This is a genomic window from Bdellovibrio bacteriovorus, assembly GCF_001592745.1.
GTDB classification, from domain to species: domain Bacteria; phylum Bdellovibrionota; class Bdellovibrionia; order Bdellovibrionales; family Bdellovibrionaceae; genus Bdellovibrio; species Bdellovibrio bacteriovorus_B.
This window is the reverse complement of sequence record NZ_LUKD01000001.1, coordinates 541,938-567,073: the sequence shown is the minus strand read 5'-3', so window position 1 is coordinate 567,073 and position 25,136 is coordinate 541,938. Positions and strand designations below refer to the sequence as shown.

The 25,136-nt window shown below is 45.3% G+C and carries 25 protein-coding genes and 5 tRNA genes; 28 read left to right on the top strand and 2 right to left on the bottom strand.

All coding sequences use genetic code 11. From position 1 onward, the window contains the following. The first annotated feature begins 297 nt into the window (after window positions 1-297). Genes purF through purM form a run of 9 tightly spaced genes read left to right on the top strand, consistent with a single transcriptional unit; the run spans window position 298 to window position 11,639 of the window. Window positions 298-1,755 (top strand): amidophosphoribosyltransferase, encoded by a 1,458-nt coding sequence (gene purF / locus AZI87_RS02735; RefSeq protein WP_063204887.1) that lies wholly within the window; start codon window positions 298-300, stop codon window positions 1,753-1,755. Then, entirely contained in the window at window positions 1,752-2,471 is a 720-nt protein-coding gene (locus tag AZI87_RS02730) for an AIR carboxylase family protein (RefSeq protein WP_063204886.1), read from the top strand. The genes purF and AZI87_RS02730 overlap by 4 nt, the downstream gene beginning before the upstream one ends. Then, window positions 2,462-3,493, top strand: coding sequence for a phosphoribosylaminoimidazolesuccinocarboxamide synthase (locus AZI87_RS02725; RefSeq protein ID WP_063204885.1), 1,032 nt, complete (start codon window positions 2,462-2,464; stop codon window positions 3,491-3,493). Before AZI87_RS02730 ends, AZI87_RS02725 begins: the two co-directional genes overlap by 10 nt. Window position 3,494: 1 nt before the next feature. Beyond that, the gene (gene purD / locus AZI87_RS02720; protein ID WP_063204884.1) at window positions 3,495-4,727 is read left to right on the top strand and encodes a phosphoribosylamine--glycine ligase; all 1,233 of its coding nucleotides are present in this window, start codon (window positions 3,495-3,497) and stop codon (window positions 4,725-4,727) included. Beyond that, on the top strand, window positions 4,724-5,344 hold the full coding sequence (gene purN / locus AZI87_RS02715; protein WP_063204883.1) for a phosphoribosylglycinamide formyltransferase: 621 nt from the start codon (window positions 4,724-4,726) through the stop codon (window positions 5,342-5,344). Before purD ends, purN begins: the two co-directional genes overlap by 4 nt. Next, the gene (locus AZI87_RS02710; protein WP_063204882.1) at window positions 5,344-8,388 is read left to right on the top strand and encodes a phosphoribosylformylglycinamidine synthase subunit PurL; all 3,045 of its coding nucleotides are present in this window, start codon (window positions 5,344-5,346) and stop codon (window positions 8,386-8,388) included. Before purN ends, AZI87_RS02710 begins: the two co-directional genes overlap by 1 nt. After that, a complete protein-coding gene (locus AZI87_RS02705) occupies window positions 8,372-9,106 on the top strand; it encodes a phosphoribosylformylglycinamidine synthase subunit PurQ (RefSeq protein ID WP_063204881.1) in 735 nt (244 codons plus the stop codon). Before AZI87_RS02710 ends, AZI87_RS02705 begins: the two co-directional genes overlap by 17 nt. Continuing rightward, window positions 9,103-10,623, top strand: a complete 1,521-nt coding sequence (gene purH / locus AZI87_RS02700) for a bifunctional phosphoribosylaminoimidazolecarboxamide formyltransferase/IMP cyclohydrolase (RefSeq protein ID WP_063204880.1) — start codon at window positions 9,103-9,105, stop codon at window positions 10,621-10,623. The genes AZI87_RS02705 and purH overlap by 4 nt, the downstream gene beginning before the upstream one ends. Window positions 10,624-10,637: 14 nt before the next feature. Beyond that, entirely contained in the window at window positions 10,638-11,639 is a 1,002-nt protein-coding gene (gene purM / locus AZI87_RS02695) for a phosphoribosylformylglycinamidine cyclo-ligase (RefSeq protein WP_063204879.1), read from the top strand. 33 nt (window positions 11,640-11,672) lie between these two features. Here the strand turns inward: purM and AZI87_RS02690 are convergent, their stop codons facing one another. Continuing rightward, window positions 11,673-12,110 carry an Ig-like domain-containing protein gene (locus tag AZI87_RS02690; protein ID WP_155722484.1) on the bottom strand — a complete coding sequence of 146 codons (438 nt, stop codon included), beginning with the start codon at window positions 12,108-12,110 and terminating at the stop codon, window positions 11,673-11,675. A gap of 138 nt (window positions 12,111-12,248) precedes the next feature. Continuing rightward, complete coding sequence (locus AZI87_RS02685) at window positions 12,249-12,671, bottom strand: hypothetical protein (RefSeq protein WP_063204877.1); 423 nt, start codon at window positions 12,669-12,671, stop codon at window positions 12,249-12,251. 162 nt (window positions 12,672-12,833) lie between these two features. Here AZI87_RS02685 and pyrF point away from each other — a divergent pair, with 162 nt between their 5' ends. From pyrF to AZI87_RS02590, 19 genes are all read left to right on the top strand, one after another. Further along, the gene (gene pyrF / locus AZI87_RS02680) at window positions 12,834-13,553 is read left to right on the top strand and encodes an orotidine-5'-phosphate decarboxylase (protein ID WP_253696365.1); all 720 of its coding nucleotides are present in this window, start codon (window positions 12,834-12,836) and stop codon (window positions 13,551-13,553) included. Continuing rightward, complete coding sequence (locus AZI87_RS02675) at window positions 13,540-14,439, top strand: TrmH family RNA methyltransferase (RefSeq protein WP_063204876.1); 900 nt, start codon at window positions 13,540-13,542, stop codon at window positions 14,437-14,439. Before pyrF ends, AZI87_RS02675 begins: the two co-directional genes overlap by 14 nt. Before the next feature lie 67 nt (window positions 14,440-14,506). Beyond that, a tRNA-Thr gene (locus AZI87_RS02670) sits at window positions 14,507-14,582 on the top strand. A 27-nt stretch (window positions 14,583-14,609) separates the two neighbouring features. Further along, a tRNA-Tyr gene (locus AZI87_RS02665) sits at window positions 14,610-14,695 on the top strand. Window positions 14,696-14,760: 65 nt separating this feature from the next. Then, window positions 14,761-14,837: transfer RNA gene (locus tag AZI87_RS02660), tRNA-Gly, on the top strand. A 151-nt stretch (window positions 14,838-14,988) separates the two neighbouring features. Continuing rightward, window positions 14,989-15,063 (top strand) — tRNA-Thr (locus tag AZI87_RS02655). 87 nt (window positions 15,064-15,150) lie between these two features. Continuing rightward, on the top strand, window positions 15,151-16,341 hold the full coding sequence (gene tuf, locus AZI87_RS02650; protein WP_063204875.1) for an elongation factor Tu: 1,191 nt from the start codon (window positions 15,151-15,153) through the stop codon (window positions 16,339-16,341). Window positions 16,342-16,601: 260 nt separating this feature from the next. After that, a tRNA-Trp gene (locus AZI87_RS02645) sits at window positions 16,602-16,677 on the top strand. A 27-nt stretch (window positions 16,678-16,704) separates the two neighbouring features. Next, a complete protein-coding gene (secE, locus tag AZI87_RS02640; protein ID WP_063204874.1) occupies window positions 16,705-17,082 on the top strand; it encodes a preprotein translocase subunit SecE in 378 nt (125 codons plus the stop codon). Between the two features lie 10 nt (window positions 17,083-17,092). After that, window positions 17,093-17,626 (top strand): transcription termination/antitermination protein NusG, encoded by a 534-nt coding sequence (gene nusG, locus AZI87_RS02635; RefSeq protein ID WP_063204873.1) that lies wholly within the window; start codon window positions 17,093-17,095, stop codon window positions 17,624-17,626. 89 nt (window positions 17,627-17,715) lie between these two features. Further along, a complete protein-coding gene (gene rplK / locus AZI87_RS02630) occupies window positions 17,716-18,138 on the top strand; it encodes a 50S ribosomal protein L11 (protein WP_038448239.1) in 423 nt (140 codons plus the stop codon). Between the two features lie 9 nt (window positions 18,139-18,147). Continuing rightward, complete coding sequence (rplA, locus tag AZI87_RS02625; RefSeq protein ID WP_041876464.1) at window positions 18,148-18,855, top strand: 50S ribosomal protein L1; 708 nt, start codon at window positions 18,148-18,150, stop codon at window positions 18,853-18,855. A 223-nt stretch (window positions 18,856-19,078) separates the two neighbouring features. Next, window positions 19,079-19,603, top strand: coding sequence for a 50S ribosomal protein L10 (gene rplJ / locus AZI87_RS02620; RefSeq protein ID WP_063204872.1), 525 nt, complete (start codon window positions 19,079-19,081; stop codon window positions 19,601-19,603). Window positions 19,604-19,668: 65 nt separating this feature from the next. Beyond that, on the top strand, window positions 19,669-20,037 hold the full coding sequence (gene rplL, locus AZI87_RS02615) for a 50S ribosomal protein L7/L12 (RefSeq protein ID WP_063204871.1): 369 nt from the start codon (window positions 19,669-19,671) through the stop codon (window positions 20,035-20,037). Window positions 20,038-20,599: 562 nt separating this feature from the next. Beyond that, complete coding sequence (locus AZI87_RS02610; RefSeq protein WP_063204870.1) at window positions 20,600-22,123, top strand: pre-toxin TG domain-containing protein; 1,524 nt, start codon at window positions 20,600-20,602, stop codon at window positions 22,121-22,123. A 104-nt stretch (window positions 22,124-22,227) separates the two neighbouring features. After that, entirely contained in the window at window positions 22,228-22,707 is a 480-nt protein-coding gene (locus tag AZI87_RS02605) for a hypothetical protein (RefSeq protein ID WP_155722483.1), read from the top strand. A gap of 100 nt (window positions 22,708-22,807) precedes the next feature. Continuing rightward, window positions 22,808-23,785, top strand: coding sequence for a hypothetical protein (locus AZI87_RS02600; RefSeq protein WP_253696363.1), 978 nt, complete (start codon window positions 22,808-22,810; stop codon window positions 23,783-23,785). Continuing rightward, window positions 23,782-24,597, top strand: a complete 816-nt coding sequence (locus AZI87_RS02595; protein ID WP_081112114.1) for a metallophosphoesterase family protein — start codon at window positions 23,782-23,784, stop codon at window positions 24,595-24,597. The genes AZI87_RS02600 and AZI87_RS02595 overlap by 4 nt, the downstream gene beginning before the upstream one ends. Next, complete coding sequence (locus tag AZI87_RS02590; RefSeq protein WP_063204868.1) at window positions 24,576-25,112, top strand: hypothetical protein; 537 nt, start codon at window positions 24,576-24,578, stop codon at window positions 25,110-25,112. Before AZI87_RS02595 ends, AZI87_RS02590 begins: the two co-directional genes overlap by 22 nt. The last annotated feature ends 24 nt before the right edge of the window (window positions 25,113-25,136 follow it).

Genomic DNA, 25,136 nt, shown 5'->3' with positions numbered 1-25,136 from the left:
TGTCTAGGTGTGTTGAATTGTCAGGATTGTGTTAGGGCTCTTGACCGAACTCTGTCACAGTCGATAGCGTTGGGCATCCTTTTAAATCTTCTAAGTAGAGAGTGTATGGCTCAGCGACTGTTCTTAAGAAATTCGCTCTATGGCCCTCCATCAGGGGGCAGTCCGGGGGAAAAATCCCGACTCCACACCCTCCGTGTGTCTGAATACCCGAAGTGTCTAAAAAATTTGAATATGTATCTTAATAAAAACGGCGTCTCTATGACGCCGTTTTTGTTTTTTCAAGGGGAGTCCTAATCCATGTGTGGAGTCGTTGGTCTGATTGGAGAAGAGAAAGCCGGTCAAAAACTTTATCCTGCTTTATTCGCTCTTCAGCATCGTGGTCAGGATGCCGCGGGAATTCTGAGTTATGATTTTGAACGTTCTCAGTTTCATCTTGAAAAAGACCTTGGCTTGGTCGAAGACGTTTTCACTTCTGAAAGGCAGCTTCGATTAAAAGGTTCCATGGCCCTAGGGCACACCCGGTATTCGACGATAGGAACGGTTGATAAAGAAGATCTTCAGCCTTTGTTCTTAAGTTATCCCTATGGAATTGGCATGATTCACAACGGGAACGTCACAAATTACGACGAAGTCGTTGATTATCTTCGCAATCGCAAACTGCGTTGGACTTTTAGCCGCAATGATCTAGAAATTCTGCTGCACATGACGGCGATTGGACTTGCTTCCCGGAAAGAGTCTGGAGAACTTGCGCAAAATCTTTCGGAATCCATTCGTGAACTCTTGCAGCAAGTGCAGGGGGCTTACAGCGCCATTGGGATGCTGGCGGATCAAGGACTCTTTGCTTTCTGTGATTCTCACGGAATCAGGCCTTTGCTTTTAGGGCGAAAAAAGAGCGGGGATAAGTACAGTTACTGCTTTGCTTCGGAAAAGCAGGTGTTCTTCGGACTGGGATTTGAATATTTCCGTGATCTGCGCCCCGGAGAACTCGTCTTCGTTGATAAAGATTTAAATTTGCATTCATTCCTTTTGAGTGAAAAGAAAGCCCGTCCCTGTATGTTTGAATGGATTTATTTTGCGGGGTCAGAGACAGAGTGGCACGGCCGTCCGGTCTATGAAGTCCGATTGAATCTAGGGCGAATCTTAGCGGAAGAGGTTCAGAAAAAAGGTTTGGATGTCGATGTCGTTGCGCCGGTTCCCGATACGTCTCGCGCAGCTGCCTGCCGATTGGCAGAGGTTTTGGAAAAACCGTATCGTGAAGTTCTGATTAAAAATCGTTACGTGCAAAGAAGTTTTATCGTCAATCAACCCGAGCTACGAAAAATGATGGTAAATCTAAAGCTGTCCCCTGTAGAAAGCGAAATTCGCGGAAAGAAAATTCTTTTAGTGGATGACAGCATTGTGCGGGGAACGACGTCAGCGCGAATCATTCGTCTTTTGCGCGAAGCGGGTGCTGAAAAAGTTTATCTAGCAAGTACGTGTCCTCCGATTCGTCATCCATGCTTTTACGGCATTGATTTTCCCGACGGAGAATCTCTAGTAGCTCACAAAAAATCGGAAGACGAAATCGCCAGGGTTTTAGAAGTCGACGGGCTGGTATTCTTGCCATTGCCTCGTCTGCAAGAGGGGTTAGGGCTATCCAATCTTTGCAGTGCCTGCCTTGACGGAGATTATCCAGTTCCAGTGGCTACAGAAAAATTTATGAAAACAAGACATCACAATATTGGTGGAGATGGTAAAAGCGAGGTGCCTTTATGAAAATTCAGGTTTTGTTCGGCAGTGCGAGTGATGAAAGAGTCTTCGGTCCTTTGTGTCACTCATTAGAAAAGTTTGGTGAAGTAAAAATGGAAGTGGCGTCGGCCCACCGTCATCCCGATCGCGTGCGCGAAATCGTCACGACATGCGGTGCAGACGTATTTGTCGCCGGCGCGGGATTAGCGGCTCACTTACCAGGGGTTGTCGCTTCTTTGACAACGAAGCCCGTGTTCGGTGTTGCTGTGAATGGTGCATTTGCGGGTCTTGATTCCTTCTTGTCGATCGTTCAAATGCCGAAGGGTGTTCCGGTCATGGCTGTGACGGAAGAAAATTACAAACATATTTCAGACCTTCTTCTGCGCTGGAAGAACCTTCCAGAAGACAAAATCTATCTTCACTGGAACCGCAGTCTTGAGTCTTATTCTCCGATTCAAAGATCTTTAGAGGATATTCAAAAAGACAGCGGCGCGGAAGTTCAGTGGTGTTCACACACAGATGAAAAATGTCTGGGTGAAATTGTCAGTCCTTGGGAACTTCCCAAAGTCGTCGGCCTAAACCTTTTCCTTTGCGAAAAAGAGCAAATTACAAGCTCGAACTTGGCGTTGGATTTCTTTGCAAAAGCACGTCACTCAGGAGCCTGGGTCGGTGCCAACAATATCGGTAACTTTGTTTTGCAATGGAAAAAGCTTTCTGAAATGAGGAAATCGGCATGGAACTAATTTATAAGGGGTCAGTCAAAGATCTTTATAAAAACGGCGACAGCCTGGTCTTTAATTACAGCAATCGTTACTCGATCTTTGATTGGGGTGAAATGCCCAATGAAATCCCGATGAAAGGGGCGGCCTTGGCTTCTATGGCGGCTTCTTTCTTTGAATACTTATCAAATAAAGGAATTCCTTCTCACTTCGTGAAAGCGACCGGAGAAAATACGATCGCCGTAAAGGCCGTTAAGGTGCTGCGCCCGGAATGGTATGAAGGTCAATACGACTACTCTGTCTATAAAGATGTCCCTACGAATTGTCTGGTCCCTTTAGAAGTGATTTTTAGAAAATTTCTGGGACAGGGAAATTCCTTAGAAGGTCGTTTAAAGAAAAATCCTTCTTACCTGCAAGATTTGCAGCTTACAGAAATGCCAAACGCATCGACGGTTTTTAATCCGGCGTTGATCGAGTTTTCGACCAAGCTTGAAACTTCCGATCGCTATCTCAGTCGTGCGGAAATCGCACAAATGAATATTGTTTCTGAAGAAGAGCTTAAAAATCTGCGTCTTCACACCCAAGCCGTCGTGCAAGAGTTGGAAAAGCTTTTTGCGTCTTTCGGTGTGAAATTGTGGGATGGAAAATTAGAATTTGCTTTTGGAGATAAAGGTCCCTCTGGAGCAAGGACGCTCCTTCTTGTTGATTCTATTGGTCCAGACGAACTTCGTCTGACTTATGAAGGTCTTCCATTATCTAAGGAATTCCTTCGCCAGCTGTATGCGCCAACGTCTTGGCATTCCGCCGTCAAAAAAGCCAAAGAGATGGCGCAAGAACGCAAAACTCAAGACTGGAAAGGGATCTGTCGCGAAGAACTTCGCGAAGTTCCTCAAAGCTTAAATGCCGCACAAATCGAAGTCAGTTCACTTTTGTATCAAGCCTTGGCCAATGAAGTGGCTTCTGTGGTCGGCCGTAAGAAGCCTTTCGCGGAAGAGTTGAATTTAAAACAGTGGCATCAAAAAGCGCAAAAAGTTTTGGAGTCATAAAATGAAAGTCGTTGTCGTCGGTAAAGGTGGAAGAGAGCACGCATTGGCGCAAAAGCTAAAAGAGTCTTCTTTAGTTCATGACCTTTGGGTGTGCCCTGGGAATCCCGGTATGCAGGTCGCGGGTCTTCAATGTAAGGCAGCCGAATCACCTGCTGAAATTGAGGCTTTTTGCCTGCAAAACCAGGTGTCCTTGGTGGTCGTCGGACCGGAAGCCGCAATTCTTTCTGATCTGAAACAACGACTGGAAACTCAAGGTATTTCTTGCTTTGCCCCTTCAGCGAAGGTGGCCGAACTCGAGTCTTCAAAACTTTTTTGTAAAGGTATTCTTAAAGAATCTCAAGTTCCTACGGCCGCTTGTCACGTAGGATACTCTGAAAAAGAAGCGATGACATTCCTAGAGCAGCACGACTTCCAGAAACCCATCGTTGTCAAAGCCGATGGATTGGCGCAAGGAAAGGGTGTTTGGGTTTGTGAAAGTTTAGAAAAATCCCAAGAAGCAGTTCGTGTTTTAGGCAGTCAGTATGGCTATCCCTTACTCTTAGAAGAGTGTTTGATTGGAAAAGAGCTTTCTGCCTTTGCTTTGTGTGACGGAAAGGACTTTGTTCTTTTGGGAACAGCTTGTGATTATAAGCGCATCACTCCGGATCCCTTCAGTGCGAATACCGGTGGTATGGGAGCTTACAGCCCGTGCGACTTTATCACCTCCCAAGACGAAGAGACAATTCGACAGATTTTTTCTAAGACTTTGTCTTGCTTGCAGGCGAAGAATCTTCCTTATCAAGGTTTTTTATTTGCGGGTTTGATGAAAACCAGCGAAGGACTTTTTGTTCTAGAATACAACGTCCGTATGGGCGACCCCGAGACACAAGCTCTTTTGCCAAGGCTAAAAACAGACTTGGCAAAACTCATAGTCGCTGCCGTCACTCACGAGTTGAAAAATCAAAAGTGCGAGGTGAAAGCAGAAACTTCTGTGCATGTTGTGGCCGTCAGTGAAGGTTATCCCCAAGGTCCATTGAATACGGGACACCCGGTGATGATCGAATCAAAGGTCCATCATCATTTGTATTACGCTGGCGTCAGTGAAAAACAGAACGCTTTGGTTAATTCTGGCGGACGGGTTCTAGGTGTGACGGCATTGGCGTCATCGCGCAAAGAAGCTCGTGAACTTGCTTACAAAGACATCCAAAAGGTTTCTTTTAAAGGAATGTACGTGCGCGAGGATATCGGACTATGAGACCTGTGCGTATCGCTCTTTTTGCTTCGGGTACAGGATCTAATGCGATGGCTCTTGTCGCAAAAGCTCAAGAGCTTTCAAAAGAAAAAATCGACGTCGCCTTTGTTCTTTCTGACAAATCGGCGGCTCCCGTCCTTGAAAAAGCGCAGAACGCCGGCGTGCGAACTTATCTTGTGGAAAAGAAGACAGATCGTAAAACGCACGAAAGTGAAGTCTTAAAACTTCTTCGTGAGTATCACATAGACTGGATTTTCCTTGCGGGCTACATGCGATTGCTTTCAGCCGATTTTATTCAGCAATTTCGCCACTGGCATGCCGGAGCGGAGCAAATTGTGAACATTCATCCTTCTTTATTGCCTGCTTATCCTGGTGTCGACTCTATAGCACGCGCTTTTAACGACGGAGTCAAAGAAAGCGGCGTGACTCTTCATTTGGTGGATGAGGGCATGGATACGGGACGGGTTTTAGTTCAAGAAATTGTCTCGCGCAAAGAAGAAGTGAATCTTGCGAAATGGGCACAACAATTTCATGAAGTGGAACACCGCCTTTATTGTCAGTTTCTAGAGAAAGTGGCTTTGGGAAGCCAAGATACGGTCTATTTTAAGGAGACTCCGTAATGCAAAGAATTTCTGTTCGCAGTCTTTATGATCACAGTACCGAAAATGCTTTAAAAAAGGCTTTTGAAAAAGAAGCGCCTTTGAAAGATCTTCGTCTGCGTCGTGTGTATTGGCTGTTAGAGAAAAAACCAGGATTCGGCAAAGAACTTCGCCTAGACACATTGATGGATAAAATCTTTTTCGATCCTGTTGCTGAAGAAATTCAACATGGCTTTCCAGAATTCCGCTCTCAATCCACCTACGTTGAACTGCGTTTCTTAGCGGGCGTGACAGACAATCTAGCAAGATCAGCAACCGAAGCTTTGATGCTTTTTTCTTCGCAACATAATTCTTCTTGGCAGGATTTTGGAATCGAAGCGCACAGTGGCTGGGAACTTGAAATAGACGGGGATTATTCTCAAAAACAAATCGAAAAAATTCTTTTTCAATCTTTGGCAAATCCTCTTTTGCACAAACTGGAAATTGCCCGAGGAGCTGAACTTCAGCGCTCCAATCCTTGGAGAGAATTTCGTCAGTTTTGGCAGTCACCGGTTTTAGAAGATCGTCGTCTTCAACTTTTTGATCTGAATTTGGAAACATTGAAGCGAATCAATGAAGAGCGCGGGCTGGCCTTGGTGGATGAAGAAATCACAACGATTATTCAGCACTTCTCGTCTTCGGAAATGCATCAAGCGCGAGCTTCTTTAGGGTGGGCGAATAAAATCACGGAAGTAGAGCTAGAGTGCTTGGCGCAAACTTGGAGCGAGCACTGTAAGCACAAAATTTTCGCAGCGGAAGTCAATTACACCGAAGAAAAAGGGGACTTCCCCGCCGTTGGAAATAAAAACATCACAAGTCTTTATAAAACTTATATTCAAAAGGCCACAAAAGAACTGGAATCATGTGGCTACCTAGTTTCGGTTTTTAAAGACAATGGCGGTATCGTCGATTTCGATAAAAACATCAACGTCTGTGTTAAGGTGGAAACCCACAACAGTCCGTCTGCACTGGATCCCTTCGGCGGAGCGCTGACGGGGATTCTAGGGGTGAACCGCGATATCCTTGGTTGTGGCTTAGGTGCAAAACCCATCGCAAATACGGATGTCTTCTGTCTTTCCAAGAAAGACTTATTTCCTTCTGCAGATTCACCAAAGCGTCCTGAACTTTTGAAAGAGCCCGCCGTGATTTTCCGTGGCGTTCATCAAGGGGTCGAAGAAGGCGGAAATCAAAGTGGCATTCCGACCGTGAACGGGAGCTTTTATTTTGCCAGCGAATTTGCTGCAAAACCTTTGATCTTTGTGGGCTCTCTGGGAGTGATGCCGAAGACGGTGCACGGGCGTCCGAGCGAAAAAAAGCAAATCAAACCCGGCGATTTGATTGTCGTTGCCGGAGGACGACTGGGAAAAGACGGTGTTCACGGGGCGACGTTCAGCTCTTTAGCATTGCATGACCAAGTGTCTTCAAACGTCGTGCAAATCGGCGACAGCATCACTCAGAAACGTCTCCTTGATTTTACATTACAGGCTCGCGACCGTGGTTGGATTCAGGCTATCACGGATAATGGCGCTGGCGGTGTCAGTTCTTCCATTGGTGAAATGGCGCAGTTTTCAGGCGGCGCCAGAATGGATTTAAGTCAGCATCCTTTAAAGTATGGAAATCTTGAATTCTGGGAGATGTTGGTCAGCGAATCTCAAGAGCGTATGTCCTATGCGGTGGACCCAAAAGATATCCAAAACTTTATGTCTCTTGCAAAAGACATGGGTGTAGAAGCCACGGTCCTGGGGGAATTCACGGATTCAGGACGATTTGATATTTCTTATGGGGAAACTCCTTTGGCGTCGTTGGAGCTGCACTTTCTCCATGAAGGCCTTAGCCGCATGAAGATCCCGGCTCACTTTGAAGGACCCAAAAACTATCAGGAATATCATCGCGAATTTCCTCGTAAGACGGCTCCACAGAAAAATGCAGAGGGACTTCTTTCAGCTCTTAAAAATGTTTTAGCGTCCCCTAATGTCGCGTCCAGAGAACCTCTTGTGCGCTACTATGATCACGAAGTGCAAGGTGCCACAAGAGTGAAGCCTTACGCCGGTAAAACTCAAAACGGCGCTAACGATGCGGGTGTCATTGATTTGTCTGTCCACGGTGGTGAAGCAAACAACGCCGTAGCGGTGTCCAACGGGCTGTGTCCTCAGTTTTCTTACTATGACACTTATTTGATGGCACAAAAAGCGGTGGACGAAGCTGTTCGCAATCTTGTCGCAACGGGTGTTAATCCAAAGAAAATGGCTCTGGTAGATAACTTCTGCTGGCCTGATCCCATTGGTAAAAAAACAAATCCTGATGCCGCTCACAAGATGGCGCAATTGGTTCGCGCTTGCGAAGGGATGTACGAAGCGGCTCTGGCTTACAAGGCTCCGCTTGTCAGTGGTAAAGACAGCATGAAAAATGATTTTATCGGAAAAACAAAAGGCGGAGAGACTGTCAAAATATCTGTTCCTCCGACTTTGTTAATGACAGCGATTGGTCAAATTCCTGACGCCGATAAAATCACTCCAGGATTTTTTCAGAACGCAGGCGACGAAATTTATGTCGTCGGAAATTTGACACACAGTTTGTATGCTTCGGCGTTTGCGCAAGAGTTCGAAGTCCAAAGCGATGTGAAACCGGAGTATCCTGTCTTGCACAAAAACATCGAACTTTACCAAAAGATTTATGAAGCTCACCAAGCTTCTGTGCTGTCTTCTTGCCACGATATTTCGGAAGGGGGATTGATGACCGCTCTTGCTGAAAGTGGTTTCGGAAATTCTTTGGGAATGAAGCTTTCGTTCAAAGATCTTTCTTGGGAAGAGCTTTGGTCCGAGACGGGATCCTTGTTCGTGGTCAGTGTTCCTGAAGGTAAAAAAGTCGCTTTTGAAACGCATTTCGCCGGATGGTTTAAACACCTTGGCACCGTTTTAAACGAGCCGGAATTCAAAGTGGAATTTGCGGGAACCTCGGCGAACACATCTTTACAGAGCTTGCAAAAACCTTGGTCCGAAGGGGTTAAAAATGTCTATGAAGCCTAAGTTTTTAGTTCTTTGGGGTGATGGAATCAATTGTGAAAACGAAACGGCGCGAGCGATTGATCTAGCGGGCGGTGAAGCTTGCAAAGTGCATGTGAACGAGCTCCTAAAAAATCCCGCGCTTTTAAGGGATCATCAGGCCATGGTTTTTCCAGGAGGATTTTCTTTTGGAGATCATCTTGGAAGTGGGCAAATTCTCGCGTTAAAGCTCGAGAACACGTTGAAAGAAGAGTTGCAGACCTTCGTGAAAAGCAAACCCGTTCTTGGAATCTGCAATGGCTTTCAGACGCTGGTACGATTGGGACTCTTGCCAGATGCAGATTTTCAAAGATCTTGCGCCTTAGTGAAGAATGAACAAGGTCACTTCATCGATCATTGGACGACACTTGAAAAAAACTCTTCATCGCCTTGTATTTGGACGAAAAACTTACCTGCAGAATTTGTGCTGCCGATCCGTCACGGAGAAGGGCGCTTTGTTTGTCAGGATGAAAAGGTTTTGGGACGTCTCTTACAAAACCAACAAGCCGTCCTTCGCTATAAAGAAAATGTTAACGGAGCCACCGAGCGTATTGCCGGTGTCTGTGATCCTTCGGGGCTGGTCTTTGCCCTGATGCCGCATCCCGAAGCCGCTTTGCACGATTGGCATTTGCCATTCGCGGGAAAAGCCTGGGGTCTTGAATTTTTTAAAAGTGCAGTTGAATTTTTAAGGGGAAAACTATGAGACAGATTCGTCGCGCCTTATTAAGCGTGTCTGATAAAACGGGTTTAGTAGAATTAGCCAAAACTCTGGCGGCAAAAAATGTCGAGTTGATCGCTAGCGGTGGAACGGCTAGAGCTCTTGAGACTGCAGGCCTTAAAGTCACACCTGTTGAAAAATTGAGTGGGCATGGAGAGGCCTTTCAAGGCCGAATGAAAACCATCAGCTTTGAAATTGCCTCAAGTCTTTTATTCCGTCGTGACGATGCCAGCGACATCGAGCAGGCTGAAAAGCTCGAGATTCAGCCGATTGATTTAGTCGTCGTAAATCTTTATCCTTTTCATGAAACCTTGAAAAAGCAAGGTGGCTTTGAAGAGTGTATTGAAAACATTGATATCGGTGGCCCCACTCTTCTTCGTGCGGGAGCAAAAAACTTTCAGTCTGTAACTGTGCTTTGTGAATCCAATCAGTATTCAGAGTTTGTTCAAGAATTTGAGAATACGGGTAGCACTTCTTTTGAGTTCCGCCAAAAATGTGCATCGCGCGTCTATACGATGACAGCTTTTTATGACATGGCCATCGCAGGTTTTCTGACTCAGAAAAGTGGAGAAGCACTTCGTTACGGTGAAAATCCTCACCAAAAAGCCTTCGTTCTGAAAAATCCATTTGAGGAGGGTTTGGCGCACGCAAAATCCCTTCAAGGAAAAGAGATGTCTTACAATAATTATTTAGACGCGGATTTTGCTCTAAAGACTTTGCAAGATGTGCATTCATGGCAAAAAGACAAAGCTTTACCTACCGCTGTAGTGGTGAAACATAATACGCCTTGCGGTCTGGCGATTGCGGAGTCGCCTCTGCGCGCCTTAGAAAAAGCCTGGAAGGGCGACGAAAAAAGTTCTTTCGGCGGAATCATTGCTTTGAATTTCCCGGTAACCGACGAAGTCGCGACATTCTTTTCCGAAAAATTTGTCGAAGTGATTTTAGCACCTTCTTTCACCGACTCGGCTCGTGAAAAGTTGAAAAAGAACTGTCGCGTGATGGAAGTCGGCTTAACACCCCATTCCTCTTGGCAAGTGCGCTCGATTGAAGGCGGTGTGCTGATGCAAGAACAAGATAGTTTTGATCTGTCCCAAATGAAAACCGTGACTCAGAAAAAGTTTGCAGCGGATAAAGAGAAGCTTGCAGGGTTTGCCGCTTTAGCCGTTAAAAATCTTAAAAGCAATGCCATCGCGCTTTGCCGACAAGAAGGCCCGGAGTTTGAACTCCTCACTATGGGATCGGGTCAAACAAACCGCGTGGACTGCATTGAAAAGCTGATTCATTCACGTCTAAGCGATAAAGGAATCAAAGATGTTTCTGATGTGGTTCTTGCATCAGATGCTTTTTTCCCATTTGCCGATTCCATTCAAGTCGCGGCGAATTTAGGGGTGAAATATATCATTCAGCCCGGCGGTTCGATCAAGGATAACGAGGTGATCGCAGAGGCGGATCGCCTTGGCATCGCGATGATCTTCACAGGCCGTCGTCATTTTCTTCACTAAGAAAGGGAACTAAAATGTCTCAAGTAGATTATAAAGAAGCCGGTGTTGACATCACTAAAGCCGATGCCTTTGTGGAAAGAATCAAAAAACTTGTTCCCACAACCTTCAACGATCAAGTGTTGCAGGGAATTGGTGGTTTCGCCGCCGTTTACAAATTGAATGATCAAAAGTATCTCGCCTCCTGTACAGACGGTGTGGGCACGAAGCTGAAAATCGGTCAGCATCTCGATAAACACCATGGTATCGGAATTGATTTAGTAGCAATGTGTGTGAACGATCTTTTATGTGTAGGGGCGCGGCCCTTGTTCTTTTTAGATTACATGGCTTTCGGAAAACTCGATACCCGCATCAGTGAAGAGCTGATTGCTGGCATGGTTGATGGCTGTCGTCAGTCAGGGATGGCACTCATCGGCGGAGAAACCGCAGAAATGCCAGGAATTTATAAGGACGGTGAGTACGATCTTGCGGGCTTTAGTGTCGGTGAGCTAACACCTTCAGAAATGTTCAAAGAAGAAGCGATGAGCGAAGGCGATGTTCTCATCGGGTTGGCTTCAAGCGGATTTCACTCCAATGGCTATTCGCTGTTACGCAAACTGGTGAAGGATTCAGAAACAGAGCTTTTAGAACAGTTGCTAATACCAACACAAATCTATGTCGAAACTTTCATGCATCTTCGACAAAAGTTTCAAAGTAGTATTCTGGCTGCCGCGCACATGACCGGCGGAGGTATCCACAATATTCCGCGCATGAGTGAAAACTTCGACTATACGATCACAAGCTGGCCTTCTGTGGAAGAAATGGCACCTGTCTTTAAGCCAATGCTTCAGCGCATGGATTTATCCCAAGAAGAACTCTTCCGTACTTTTAACATGGGTGTCGGCCTAACGGTCTTAGTAAAAAAGGCCCATGCAGAAGCAGTTATGACAGAGTTAAAAGGCAAAAACATAAAAGCTTGGATGCTCGGCCATATCACTCGCGGTTCTGGTCAAATAGAGATGACGGATTGGAAATTGTAAAGGAAAAGGGGAGTTTGAACTCCCCTTTCTATTCTAAAAAGGCCAAATGCCTCGGCCTCGTAAGTGAATGCGGATGTCTTCCGCTCCAGTCATTTCGATATCCAATTGGCCATTGAAGTTACCAATGTAGTTAGGTCTAAAGTAAACGCGCACAGAACATCTTTGTCCTGAGAAGAGCAGACGCGGGCAGTTTTCGTTATACCAGAATCCATTTCCTCTAATGTCAAAGTCATTGAAATAGATGGGGAGGCCTCCGGTGTTGCGAATATAAAAACGGGCGGATTTAGTTTGATTGAGGTAAGTGCGACCGAAATTGTAAAAGAAATGACGAGTTTGTGCTTCCACTTCTCCGTGCTCGCCCAAAGCAATTTCAAACGCGTCTTCCCGTGGCGCCGTCATATCATTTGGGTCTTGCGCAAAGGCAGAATGGGATAAAGCCATACTTAATAGAAAGGGAATTATATATTTCATAGGACCTCCTTTGATGGCCTTATTTTTTTCTGCTTCAAAGGAAGTCGCAAAATTTTTTTGAATTCTTCTTTTTATTTCATGCGAAGTCTATCTAGGCTGGTGTCGAAGACGAGTCTGATGCTTGTGCGCAAAAATGAACTATTTGATTCTTCTTTTCAAGATGACATTGATGTCGTTGATCTCTTCACGGAAATAATCATGTTCGCGCAGTTTGATTTCTTGCGGAATCTGTTGGGTCTCAACGGCATTATGAAGGATTCTTTTAACGTTATATAAAGGACCAACAATACGGCTGGTCAGTTTGTTAAAAACATAGACTCCAACTATCATTCCGAAGCCCACCGGAATAAGCTGATAAATCAGAATGCTGACTTTGTATTTAGCGACGAACTCCAAGGCCGTCATATGACTGACGACGTGTTCAAGCTGACTTAAAAATATGTACATCGCCAAGGCCTGAACCGCAAAGATGGACATCACAAAAATGCCTACGTACATAAGTACATCGTATTGAACTTCACGATTCACGATCAGCCGACGTCTTTGATTAAAGATTTTCATACTTTTCAGCCTTTTTCTTAGTATATCCCAGGCGCACAGGCGGCTAAATGAATTCTCTAAGCTGGAAAAAGAGGTGTCTCTGGGTGAGACGGGCCGCGCCGATAGTTGCCTCGTGCATCCCCGAATGAGAAACTGCAAAAATCCATTATGTCAGGAGTCCCTTTGAAAAAAAATCTTCGTGCTCATCCGATGAGAAATCCGATTATTTTAGCTCTCGACGTCGACACTCGCGATCAGGCCTTAAAAATTGCTGATGATCTCAGTGAGATCGTGGGCGGATTTAAGCTGGGTCCGCGCCTTTGTCTTCGCTATGGCATGGAATTCGTAAAAGAGATGGCTCAACGAGGCCCGATTTTCCTGGATAACAAACACTTTGATATTCCCTCGACAATGGAGGCAGCCGTTCGTGCTAGTTTCGAAGCAGGAGCTTCTTTAGTCACTGTTCACGCTCTGAGTGGAGACGAGGCCCTAAAGCGTATGGCTGCCGTTGAAAAAGAACTGCAAAGCCAAAGGCCTTTTAAGATTTTGGCCGTGACTATTTTGACTTCTTGGGATCAGGCTTCTGTGCCTGGGAATATGAAGGAACAACCGATTGCTCAACATGTGACGGATCTTGTGAATTTAGTGAGTTCTTCAGGTCTTTCTGGAGTGGTTTGTTCCCCTCATGAATTGGACCTTTTACAAAACCGCGATCTTTACCTTGTCACACCTGGAATTCGATTTAGTATGCAGGATTCCGGCGATCAAAAGCGTATCATGGGTCCCAAAGAAGCTCTTCGCAAAGGAGCTTCGGCACTGGTCGTTGGAAGACCCATCCTTGAATCAAATAACATCAAGGAAACTGCAACAGATTTTGTAATGGCTGCTTATGAAGAAAAATAATTCTCGTCCGTCTCGTGGTTCTCAATCTCAACGTCCGCAACAAAGCGGTGCTCGCTCCTCTGGGGGAGGTCGTCCTCAAAGCGGTCGTCCACAGCAGGGACGTGGTCCTCATCCTGCCGCTCGCTCTGAAAATCAGATTCCACGTGACTGGCGTATCGTGATCGGGACACATGCGATCAATGAAGTCTTAAACGTGCGTCCTAACCAAGTGAAAGGCATGTGGATCCGTCAAGGATGGGAGCATTCCGGTGACCTTCGCGACATGCACGATCTAGCGACAGAGAAAAAAGTGAAGGTCGATATCAAGCCCGAGAACGTGATCGAAAAGTTCGGTTCTTCACAACAGGGTGCTGCGATTTTCGTCGATGGCGCACCGACTTTGGATATGGATGGTCTGGATAGTTTCGATAAGTCCGTCGTGTTAATGTTGGACGGTATCGAAGACCCACACAACCTGGGCGCAATTATGAGAACTTCTTGGCTTACAGGTGCTCATGGCGTATTGATTCCCGAAGATCGCGCGGTGGGTCTAACTCCGACAGTTCATAAAGTCGCTTGTGGTGGAGTTGAGCACGTTCCGGTTGAGGAAACGACCAATTTTGCTAACTATGCAGAAGAATTAAAGAAAAAAGGCTATTGGATTTTTGGTCTTAGTCCGCGTGGAAAAAGATCTATTTTTGAATTGGATCTTCCAGATAAAGTTATTTGGGCGATTGGTTCGGAAGACAAAGGTTTGAGAGTGACAACAGAAAGACTTTGTGATGAATTGGTCTTCATTCCGCAGGCTAGTTCTTCGGCGAGTTATAACGCTTCTGTAGCGACAGCTATGGCGTTAACTGAAACTCTCAGGCAGCACGCACCGCGCGGAAACCGAAAAAAATCGTAATCTGGCAAATAATTATCTTTGACGGACTTAGATTTTATCCGTAAAACATTTCGGTTATCTCAGTAAGGCTGGTTTAGCTCAATTGGTAGAGCAGCTGATTTGTAATCAGCAGGTTGCGGGTTCGAGTCCCATAACCAGCTCCATTTTTTCTGGGTCAACATTCACAAAATGGGTAGGTGCCCGAGTGGCTAAAGGGGACGGACTGTAAATCCGTTGACTTGCGTCTACGAAGGTTCGAATCCTTCCCTGCCCACCATTTTGAATGTTAACCCAGATGAAAATGGGAAGAGGAGTTTACTCTTCTTCGGGCACTCTGATAGGGCGGGAATAGCTCAATTGGCTAGAGTATCTGCCTTCCAAGCAGAGGGTTGCGGGTTCGAGACCCGTTTCCCGCTCCAAATTTGTCAGAGTTGGGTATCGCGAGATAAGTTTTCTAAGTTGTGAGGAAGTGCTTCGACAGGTAAATCTTATCGAGGCGCGACCGAGGAAGGTGTGCACCGCACACCGACGACAAAGCAACGAAGAGAAGATTTATCTGGCGATGCACTTGCCCATGTAGCTCAGTGGTAGAGCACACCCTTGGTAAGGGTGAGGTCGTCGGTTCGGCTCCGATCATGGGCTCCACTTGTTACTCGGATAATTTGGAATTTGAAGTTAAGTTTTTAGTTAAAGCGTTTACGACTTTTATAATAAATCTCTGCAGGAGGAATAATGTCTAAAGAGAAATTTAACCGCTCGAAGCCGCACGTAAATATCGGCACAATCGGTCACGTTGACCATGGTAAAACAACTTTGACTGCTGCTATCACTACTACTCTTGCAGCAGCTGGTAAAGCTCAGGCGATGTCTTACGATCAAATCGATAAGTCTCCTGAAGAAAGAGAACGTGGTATCACTATCTCTACAACTCACGTTGAGTACGAAACTGACAAACGTCACTACGCTCACGTTGACTGCCCAGGCCACGCCGACTACGTAAAAAACATGATCACTGGTGCCGCTCAAATGGACGGAGCTATCCTAGTAGTTTCTTCTGCTGACGGTCCAATGCCACAAACACGTGAGCACATCCTTCTTGCTCGTCAAGTAGGTGTTCCTGCTCTAGTTGTATTCATGAACAAAGTTGACATGGTTGACGATAAAGAATTGTTGGACCTTGTTGAGCTTGAAGTTCGTGAGCTTCTTTCTAAGTACGAATTCCCTGGCGACGAAATCCCAGTAGTTAAAGGTTCTGCTTTGAAAGCTTTGGAAGGTGACACTTCTGAAATCGGTCGTCCAGCTATCATGAAATTGATGGACGCTTGTGATGCTTACATCCCTGAACCAGTTCGTGCTACTGACAAAACTTTCTTGATGCCAGTAGAGGACGTATTCTCTATCTCTGGTCGTGGTACAGTTGTTACTGGCCGTGTAGAGCGTGGTATCGTTAAAGTTGGTGACGAGATCGAAATCATCGGTATCCGTCCAACTCAAAAAACGACTGTAACTGGTATCGAAATGTTCCGTAAACTTCTTGATGAAGGTCAAGCAGGGGACAACTGTGGTGTTCTTCTTCGTGGTACTAAAAAAGAAGAAGTTGAACGTGGTCAAGTTTTGGCTAAACCAGGTTCAGTAAAACCTCACAAAAAATTCAAAGCTGAAGCGTACATCCTAACTAAAGAAGAAGGCGGACGTCACACTCCATTCTTCAATGGTTACCGTCCTCAGTTCTACTTCCGTACAACAGACGTAACTGGTGTTTGTACTTTGAAAGCTGGAACTGAAATGGTTATGCCTGGTGACCGCGTTGAATTGGCTGTTGAGTTGATCGCTCCAATCGCAATGGAAAAAGAATTGCGTTTCGCGATCCGCGAAGGTGGCCGTACAGTTGGCGCCGGCGTAGTTGTTGAAATCGTTGAATAACGATAACGCAGCATAGGCTAAATTAAAATCACCTGGGGGACTCCTTGACAAAAGGGTCCCCCGCGGTGTTTCTTGGCATGACTAAAAAATAAAATTTTTAGTCAGTTTAAGAACGACTTTTAGACTGCAAAGTTCTCCCAAATAGGGAGATTCTTGATGAGAATTGCTTAGGCCCGAGGCGCGACCGAGGAGAACGTACTAATAGTACGCCGACGACCGAGCAACGAAGGGAATAAGCGATTGTCATCAAGAAGATCAGCAGGGGTGTAGCTCCAGTGGTAGAGCGAACGACTCCAAATCGTTAGGTCGTGGGTTCGAATCCCTCCGCCCCTGCCAATTTTGAAATCCAAACAAAGAGGAACTATGGAAAAGGCCAACTCTAAGATTTTGACAATCAGCTTTGCCATCGCAGCTATCTTGGTCGGTTTGACAACATCTCTTCTCATCAAAGCTTTCGCGGGCGCGTTCGGGGTTGTAGCAAGAGCTGCGGACTCAGACGTTATCCGTCACGGTGTTCCGGTCGCTTTGGGCTTGGTTGTCTTCGCAGTCCTTCAATTCAATCCTAAAGTAATGGCTTGGGGTGAAGAAGTTGTCTCTGAAATTCGTAAGGTGGTATGGCCTTCTCGTAAAGACACCACTGCCATGACAATTGCTTGTGTGGTGATGGTTCTTATCTCTAGCGTGATCATCAGCTCATTTGATTTGATTTCTGGCTTCTTTATCAACTACCTCATGAAGTAAGGAACGGACCATGGAAAAAAAGTGGTATATCGTTAACGTTCAAACAAGTTGTGAAAACACCGCTAAAAAGGCGATCGAAGAAAAGATCAAATCCAATAAAATGGAAGAATTCTTCGGGGAAATCCTTATCCCGGCAGAAAGCGTTGTTGAGCTTGTAAAAGGCCAAAAACAAACTAAATCGCGTAAATTTTTCCCAGGTTATATCTTCGTTCAGATGTTTTTGAATGATGAGACTTGGCATTTAGTACGCAATTCGTCTAAAGTGACCGGCTTCGTGGGTGGGACTAAAACTCGTCCTCCGGAAGTACCGGAAGCTGAGGTTCTTCGCGTAACGCAGCAAATGGCGGGCGTGGCTGAAAAACCGAAGCCGAAAGTGAAGTTCTCTGTAGGTGAGAATGTGACAGTTATTGACGGTCCATTCAGCAACTTCCAGGGTTCCGTAGAAGAAGTGAACGAGGACAAAGGTAAGCTGAAAGTCCTTGTCAGCATCTTCGGTAGACCAACTCCAGTGGAATTGGACTACATTCAAGTTGAAAAACAATAATTTAAGCGCTACATAGGTAGCACTTTAAGCACGGGTCGCTTCGAATAGGTCGAGGCACTCTTAAAACAAACCTCTTGCAGGAGTGGGTCATGGCAAAAAAAGTTACAGGAATGATCAAGCTGCAAATACCGGCAGGGAAAGCTAATCCAGCTCCTCCCGTTGGACCGGCACTTGGACAGCACGGGGTAAACATCATGGAATTCTGTAAGCAGTTCAACGCTCGTACACAAGCGTTGGGTGATAGCATCATCCCTATCATCATCACTGTTTACCAAGACAGATCGTTTACTTTCATTACGAAAACACCACCGGTGTCTTCTTTGATCAAAAAGGCGTTGAAATTGGAATCTGGTTCCAAACAACCGCAAAAAGACAAAGTAGGCAAAATCAATAACGATCAAATCAAGCAAATCGCTACAACGAAATTGCCTGACTTGAACTGCTTGAAAGTTGAATCCGCAATGTCACAAGTTGCTGGTACAGCTAAGAGCATGGGCATCGATATCGCATAGGGGTGATGTATGGCAGGTAAAAAATTCGAAGCAGCCTCTAAGAAGGTTGATTCTCAAAAAAAATACTCTGTTGAAGAAGCATTCAAACTTGTGGTAGCGACTGCTCCAGCTAAATTTGATGAATCTATCGACGTAGCTTTGCGCTTGGGTATTGACCCTAAGCAATCTGACCAACAAGTTCGTGGCGCGATCTCTTTGCCTCACGGTCTTGGTAAAGAAGTTAAAGTTGTTGTTTTCGCAAAAGGTCCTAAAGAGGCTGAAGCGAAAGCGGCTGGCGCTGACTTCGTTGGTGCTGACGACCTTGTAGCTAAAATTCAAGGTGGTTGGTTGGATTTCGACAAATGTATCGCGACTCCAGATATGATGGCGACTGTTTCTAAAGTTGCTAAGATCTTGGGACCTCGTGGTTTGATGCCGAATCCAAAAATCGGTACTGTAACTATGAACGTTGGTGAAGCCGTAGCTGCCGAGAAAAAAGGTAAGCTTGATTTCCGCGTTGATAAAGCAGGTATCGTTCACGCTGGTATCGGTAAGAAATCTATGGGCGATGCTAAACTTCGCGATAACTTCCTAACTTTGTTGGGTGCTATCGTTAAAGCTAAACCAGCAGCGTCTAAAGGTATCTATCTTAAAACTATCTCCGTAGCTTCAACTATGGGTCCTGGTGTTAAGATTGAGCCAAATGCGGCAGCAGCTCTAACTGCTACTAACGCATAATTTTAAATGTAATTAAAAGCTCCGGTGCAAATCGGAGCTTAAGTTTTTATTGCGATCAGAGACAGTAGGTTTCTTTTAGTAGATGTAATCCCACGACGGTGTGGGGCCTACCGAGATAAGGCAAAAAGTTTCCTAGTTCTAGGTGACTCCAAACCAACCTGAATCGCACAACCTACTTCAGCAAAACTGGAGTAGAAAGAATCTAACGAAAGGAGGCTCACTTATGATCACTCGCGCAGATAAAGAGCAAGAGATTAAGCTAATCACGGAGAAATTCGGAAAAGCTAAAGGAGCTTTCATCGTTGACTTCAAAGGCATCAAGGTTGAGCAAGTTACTACTTTGCGCAAAAAATTGAATGCTGCTGAATCAGAGATGAAGGTTGTCCGCAACACTCTTGCAAAAAGAGCGTTCAAAGATCACCCAGCTATTGAAAAGGCATTTGCTAATTCAATGAAAGGTACTAACGCCATCGTATTCTCTTACGGTGAAGTGAACGCTACTGCAAAAACATTGGCTGAATTCGCGAAGGACGTTGAAGTTCTTCAGATCAAGTCTGGTGTTATGGACGGTGAAGCGTTGGACGATGCTAAGATCAAATTCTTGGCGACTCTTCCAGGCAAAGACCAACTTCGCGCTATGTTCCTCGGTACACTATTGGGTGCAGGTTCTGCACTTGCTAGATGCTTAAATGCTTACGCTGAGAAACTTGGTGGCGGTGCTACTACTGAAGAAGCTCCACAAGCGTAATAGTTACGTTTGGGTGCTGAATATTTGAATTAACAATAAATTTATATCCTTTGGAGGATTTTAAAATGTCTCTAACTAACGATCAATTAGTTGATGCGTTGTCTCAAAAAACTGTTCTTGAGATCGCTGAACTTGTAAAAATGCTTGAAGAAAAATGGGGCGTTTCTGCTGCTGCTCCTGTAGCTGCTGCTGGCGCAGGTCCTGCTGCTGCTGTTGAAGAAAAAACTGCTTTTGACGTTATCCTTGTTGACGCTGGCGCCAACAAAATCAACGTTATTAAAGAAGTTCGTGGCTTGACTGGTCTTGGTCTTGCTGAAGCAAAAGCCCTTGTTGAAGCTGGTAACAAAGCTGTTAAAGAAGGCGCTACTAAAGAAGACGCAGAAAAAATCAAGAAAGCTCTTGAAGCTGCAGGCGCGAAAGTTACTGTTAAGTAGTTTTTGCTCTTCTTGCGAAGAATCGAAAGCCTCGTGGAAACACGGGGCTTTTTTTTTGCCTTTCGTTTGTAGCGAGGGCCGCCTTGGAGTGGAAGGGTGAGGTATTTTAGAAAATTCAGACGCGCGCTTCCGGCGCTCGCCGGCCTTGAATACCGCATCCTGCGGGGCCGGAGGTCTGAATTTTCTAAAATACCTCACCCTTCCAATCCAAGGCTCCATGCTACAACGAAAGAAAAAATCAAGCCTGTATCAGGGGCATTATCTGCATCAAAAATTAAACTTCTTAACGACGTCCTTTTCATTTATCGAATCAGCGCTCTCGCGCCGATTGATGGGATGATTTGCTATTCTCTGCCCAAAGGTACCTGCTTCCCTTCGTGTTAATAAGGTACCAGGTTCCTTTTAAACAATAGAAAACTGGCATCCTCTCTTTATTCCCTAGTCTCGGACACTGTCCGATTCGGCGGAATTGGTGTTCTTCATCTTCAAATAAAGCCCTTTTTAGGGTGTTTTTAGTGGGTTTTCTCTTTGCTTTATAGCTCCTCCGAAAGCGGAGGACCTTATGGTGTTCGGGCTTTTTGATCGTTGGAAATCTAAGAATATTTTAGCCATTTTGTTGGTTCTGCATACATCGTTCTTACCGAGTGCTTATGCTTATGACGAAAATGATGGTCACGACCATGACGATGATGGGCGCATCGAAATTTTTGATGATGAACCTTTTGTTATTACTCCCGGTGAAGATGCTTATGAGGGCCACATCGACGGAGACTGCGTCGGTTCAGGATGCGATGAAAGAGATGATGATCGTGACGGCGGATATGGAGATTACGATGATGATGGTCCCGACTATGATGATGATCATCATGATAGTTCTGATACTGGGCATGAGGGTAAGGAAGATGATCGTGATTTAGAAAGTGTTTCCGAAGATAGAGGTTCTAGCACCTCGAATTCGGTACCTCGAATAGAACGCCACGTGATTGCGCGCCAAGACTCTGATCGTGGAGACGGAGTCATATTCGCCAAAGACTCAAGCGGGACAGTCTATTATCCCGGAGCGTTCGGCCACAAAAATCTTTATGAAAGGCTGGATGAAACTCTTTTTGTAAAATCAGTGGACGGTAAATCTTTTTTACCACTTGAAGGTATTAAAGATTGTGCCCCTGTTTTTAACTGTGCAGATTTCGGTTATCGGCCTGATTGGTGGAATTATCCAGACTACATCGATTACGAAGATGGAGCTCATGCAGGATATTACTGGGATTTAGCTCAGTTCACGGAAAAACAACTCGCCATAAAAACTTCCATTGCGACCGCCCGAGTGGCTTATCAGAATGACGCGGGCAAAATCAAAGTTTTAAATGAGGCGAAGTATTTTCTTGAGAAAGCGGAACGTGCATACACTGGCCACGCGGAAGAGCAGGCGCACGTATTTCAACAAGCCTCATTAGAAATCGTAAAAACTATCGCTGACATTGGTATTGGTATTTCCCCTCTCGGTTGGGGAAAGGATGTTTACGAGTTCATCACCGGAAAGAGCATCGTCGATGGCAGAGAGCTCTCTCAAACAGAAAGGATTTTAGCGGCGGCAGGTGTTGTAATGCCTGGAGCTGCGGGTCTGGCGTTCGCGGGCATCAAGATTGTAGCTAGGCATCCTTTTGCAAAGACTGGAATTAACAGCGCCGTAAAATCCTACGATAAAATTTCCGATTTGCTTGGAAGTATGAAAGTCGCTCGCTTTAAAGAAGGTAAAGATCTTTCAGAAGTTGCAGTGATAGGTCGGGACATGGGAACCGTTCGAGAAGCTGCTGATAAATTGCAGTTAAGCGGAATTAAAGTTGTGACTTTCGAACCATCACTCGAAGCTTCCGTCGGCCTGGGTAAATTAAATGGTGGGACTCGTGTCTCTTATGACGAAGTTCCGACCACGAGTATGTATGAGGAAAACATGTCTTGGGTAGATGAGATCGTAAAAAATGAGGTGACAGTAATTGACATCGGAAATCCCAAAAAATTGGTAGAGCGAAGCCGGTTTTATGATGATGAAGTATTAAATATTTTCGGAGAGGTAAATAAATTATGAAGCACCAAAAATTTCCTGACGCAAATGTGGAGAAATATATAACTGATTTCGCGAGAGAGTATAATTTTGAAATCTTCGACCATCGATATACTCCTTGTGAACAAATGGCTGAATATCTAAAGAAACGTAAAAATGACGAATGGGTATGGAGTCTTCGTCGACCGGGAAGTCTGGTTTGGATGGATATTTCCGTAAATTATCCTTCCTATTTTACCTTGATAGTGTTCCAAACTAGCAGTAGCTCTCTGAAACGCCATGTTCCTGCGTACTTTCTATTTCATCTGTATTTAGAAAAAATAGTGCAAGCAAAATGGGAAGTTTCGCGACGTCAGAAAGTTGTTTCGGAACAAAGTTGGCCACAAAATTGGAATTTAGAACTGGAGTTCGTAAAAGAACATCTGAAAGGGCATCTTAACGACGTGGTGGAGGGCCGGGATTGGCCGGAAATTTATTTTAGCTGGGATGATTTTGTTTTGCCTGAAGATGCTAACAAAATTTACGAAGATCAGGTCGCTGTGATCGAAAAAGGGATGAAAAAAAAGGGACAAAGTTGGCTTTATCTTTTGAATCCCTTTAAAAAGTGAAGTTGACAGTGCATACGTAGGTAAATAATTCGGGCCCCGATACTGCTTTTGATAACTTTGTGCAGAAGTTGACGGAAGTTTTAAGAGGGCCTACAAATAGATGGTGATTTACTTCATTCGTCTTTTCTTTTTTGCGTTTGTTATTCTACAAGCCCCTTGGGCCTTCTCTGTACCTTTAGGGACTATTCCCACAATTGAAGAACAAAATCTGCAAATGCTTTTTAGCTTTCGTTCGGATCTGTGGACGTCTCCTTACACATACAAAGATTCTCCAGTGCGTATTTTTGATACCGATATTCGCATTCCTCTTTATAAATCTGAAACCTGGAGCGCTTCTGCGAACGTGTTTTCAGAAAGCTTAAGTTTAGGGCGCACTCAGTTTACCTTAGGAGAGCAGGAAGTCTTCATTGCCAATTCTTTGCAAAACCAGGGCGCTGGCTTCGGTGCGCGCCGTGAATTTTCAAATGGCGGACGCTTGGGCTTTTTCGCATCCTATGCGACAGCCAGTGACGTGCCCTGGGGCGAGCCGCGCAACGACTATTTTGATGGAACTATTGCCTATCAAACGGCGCCGGCAGAAAACTACCACTGGATTTTTGCGATCAACCAATCTGACAATCGCGGCATTCACGATGGAAAACCCTTTCCGTACTTTGGGGTGATTTATAATCTGAGTGAAAATGTAAGAACCACCGTCGGTTTTCCTTTCTTCCGTATTGAATGGGGAGCAGACGTGAATTGGCTGCATAGTTTTGGAATTACCCCATTTGGAATCAACTACTGGGCGCGAAAGTTTCTTGAAGATGAGTTTGTTTTCGACGGCAGAGTGGGACTGACGGTTCGCTCTTACATGTACGACTCTCGCGCCGACGATGAGGATCGTCTGTATTATCAAGAGATCTTCGCCGAAGCCGCTTTCAAAAAATTTGTGACTGCCAAAACGGGAGTGACCTTCGCCCTGGGCGCTGCCGTCGACAGGCGCCTTTATGAATCCGAAAGAATCTATCATCCAAATTCCAACGTCACTCAGATAGACAATGATTTCTATGGTCGCTTGGGTGTGGAGTTCAAACTATGATCAGACTCCTTTTTTATATCACGGCATTTGTATTTACGAGTTCTTGCGCTCCCTTTGTAGATTCGCCTTTCTCTGACAATTTGTTACGGCCTGAACGAAGTTTGAATAAGCTTTCTTTAGATAAAGTGGGGAACCCCGAAAGCGATGGCGTGATTCGCATTGCTGTATTTTCTGACCCTCATCAAAACTATAAGGCTACCGACAAAATGGTCTTCCAAATGAATCAAGCCGAAAAGTTTGACTTCGTCGCGGGGCTAGGAGATTTCACGAACTCGGCATACAATCTCGAATATGATGAGTTCATCGAAGCGATCAACCCACTTCGTCAACTCGTCATCAATGCGGTTGGTAATCACGACTCTATCGGTGCCGGACCAGAACTTTATCGCAAAGCCTTTGGGCCTTCGAATTTCTATTTCGAATCCGACAACTATCGTTTCATCTTCTTTAATTCGAACAATCTTGAAAATCCTCAAGAGTTCGACCCGGATTGGCTGAAGGCGCGCGTAGATGAAACGACGAAAAACATCATGATCTTTTCGCATGTGCAGTTGCGCGATACGGATCGCTACTTTGACGATGTCGCGGCCACATTGGGTTACGTGATCGAACACCCGAGAGTAAAGGTCATCTATAACGGACATAATCACGCTTATGATCTTTCCACTGATCACGACACTATCATGATGCAATGTGGGCGAGTGGCCGGTGAAGAGGGGACTCACTGGTTAAGTATCACAGTCCAAGGAAATCAATTTTGCGTCACACGGATGGATACAATGGGGAACACATGCTTAACTATCAAGCCTTAGCGATAGCATTCCTGTTTCTTTTTGTGTCGTCAGCGCAGGCCGATGACTGGCGTGCCGTGGTTGAGCGCGCAGGATTCATGGGAACCGTTGCCGCAGGGGCCAGTTACGAGTTTGAGCCCGAACACGCGGTCGATCTTTCTTTGGGTGGTTATCCGATTGATGACGAGGTTTTTTATCAGGCGAATCTAGTCTATCGTTATTCTCGATGGAACACTCCCGTGCGCGAAGATGTCTGGAGACCTTTGCAGTTTGGATTCTTCTTTGTTTACGCCCTGAATTCTGACAAGTACTTTCTAGAGTCGCCAGACAAGTATCCGTACCCTGATTATTATGACTTTACGGCGCTTCGCTACGGGGCCGAGTTTGGAACAACGTATACGTTTATGCGAAGTCGCATTGGCATCTCATATCGCATCCGCATCTTTGATAACGGTGTGATTGCTATTTTCAATAATAACAATCGCGACCTTCAGTACTACATCTCTTCCGGTCTTTCTTTGCAGTATCTGTTTTAATCCCATTTGAATTGTCAGTGAATT

Bases quoted from the DNA above. Each gene is read 5' to 3' on its own strand.
- purF (WP_063204887.1), top strand. From the start codon at position 298: ATGTGTGGAGTCGTTGGTCTGATTGGAGAAGAGAAAGCCGGTCAAAAA.
- AZI87_RS02730 (WP_063204886.1), top strand. From the start codon at position 1,752: ATGAAAATTCAGGTTTTGTTCGGCAGTGCGAGTGATGAAAGAGTCTTC.
- AZI87_RS02725 (WP_063204885.1), top strand. From the start codon at position 2,462: ATGGAACTAATTTATAAGGGGTCAGTCAAAGATCTTTATAAAAACGGC.
- purD (WP_063204884.1), top strand. From the start codon at position 3,495: ATGAAAGTCGTTGTCGTCGGTAAAGGTGGAAGAGAGCACGCATTGGCG.
- purN (WP_063204883.1), top strand. From the start codon at position 4,724: ATGAGACCTGTGCGTATCGCTCTTTTTGCTTCGGGTACAGGATCTAAT.
- AZI87_RS02710 (WP_063204882.1), top strand. From the start codon at position 5,344: ATGCAAAGAATTTCTGTTCGCAGTCTTTATGATCACAGTACCGAAAAT.
- AZI87_RS02705 (WP_063204881.1), top strand. From the start codon at position 8,372: ATGTCTATGAAGCCTAAGTTTTTAGTTCTTTGGGGTGATGGAATCAAT.
- purH (WP_063204880.1), top strand. From the start codon at position 9,103: ATGAGACAGATTCGTCGCGCCTTATTAAGCGTGTCTGATAAAACGGGT.
- purM (WP_063204879.1), top strand. From the start codon at position 10,638: ATGTCTCAAGTAGATTATAAAGAAGCCGGTGTTGACATCACTAAAGCC.
- AZI87_RS02690 (WP_155722484.1), bottom strand. From the start codon at position 12,110: ATGAAATATATAATTCCCTTTCTATTAAGTATGGCTTTATCCCATTCT.
- AZI87_RS02685 (WP_063204877.1), bottom strand. From the start codon at position 12,671: ATGAAAATCTTTAATCAAAGACGTCGGCTGATCGTGAATCGTGAAGTT.
- AZI87_RS02675 (WP_063204876.1), top strand. From the start codon at position 13,540: ATGAAGAAAAATAATTCTCGTCCGTCTCGTGGTTCTCAATCTCAACGT.
- tuf (WP_063204875.1), top strand. From the start codon at position 15,151: ATGTCTAAAGAGAAATTTAACCGCTCGAAGCCGCACGTAAATATCGGC.
- secE (WP_063204874.1), top strand. From the start codon at position 16,705: ATGGAAAAGGCCAACTCTAAGATTTTGACAATCAGCTTTGCCATCGCA.
- nusG (WP_063204873.1), top strand. From the start codon at position 17,093: ATGGAAAAAAAGTGGTATATCGTTAACGTTCAAACAAGTTGTGAAAAC.
- rplK (WP_038448239.1), top strand. From the start codon at position 17,716: ATGGCAAAAAAAGTTACAGGAATGATCAAGCTGCAAATACCGGCAGGG.
- rplA (WP_041876464.1), top strand. From the start codon at position 18,148: ATGGCAGGTAAAAAATTCGAAGCAGCCTCTAAGAAGGTTGATTCTCAA.
- rplJ (WP_063204872.1), top strand. From the start codon at position 19,079: ATGATCACTCGCGCAGATAAAGAGCAAGAGATTAAGCTAATCACGGAG.
- rplL (WP_063204871.1), top strand. From the start codon at position 19,669: ATGTCTCTAACTAACGATCAATTAGTTGATGCGTTGTCTCAAAAAACT.
- AZI87_RS02610 (WP_063204870.1), top strand. From the start codon at position 20,600: ATGGTGTTCGGGCTTTTTGATCGTTGGAAATCTAAGAATATTTTAGCC.
- AZI87_RS02605 (WP_155722483.1), top strand. From the start codon at position 22,228: ATGGCTGAATATCTAAAGAAACGTAAAAATGACGAATGGGTATGGAGT.
- AZI87_RS02600 (WP_253696363.1), top strand. From the start codon at position 22,808: ATGGTGATTTACTTCATTCGTCTTTTCTTTTTTGCGTTTGTTATTCTA.
- AZI87_RS02595 (WP_081112114.1), top strand. From the start codon at position 23,782: ATGATCAGACTCCTTTTTTATATCACGGCATTTGTATTTACGAGTTCT.
- AZI87_RS02590 (WP_063204868.1), top strand. From the start codon at position 24,576: ATGCTTAACTATCAAGCCTTAGCGATAGCATTCCTGTTTCTTTTTGTG.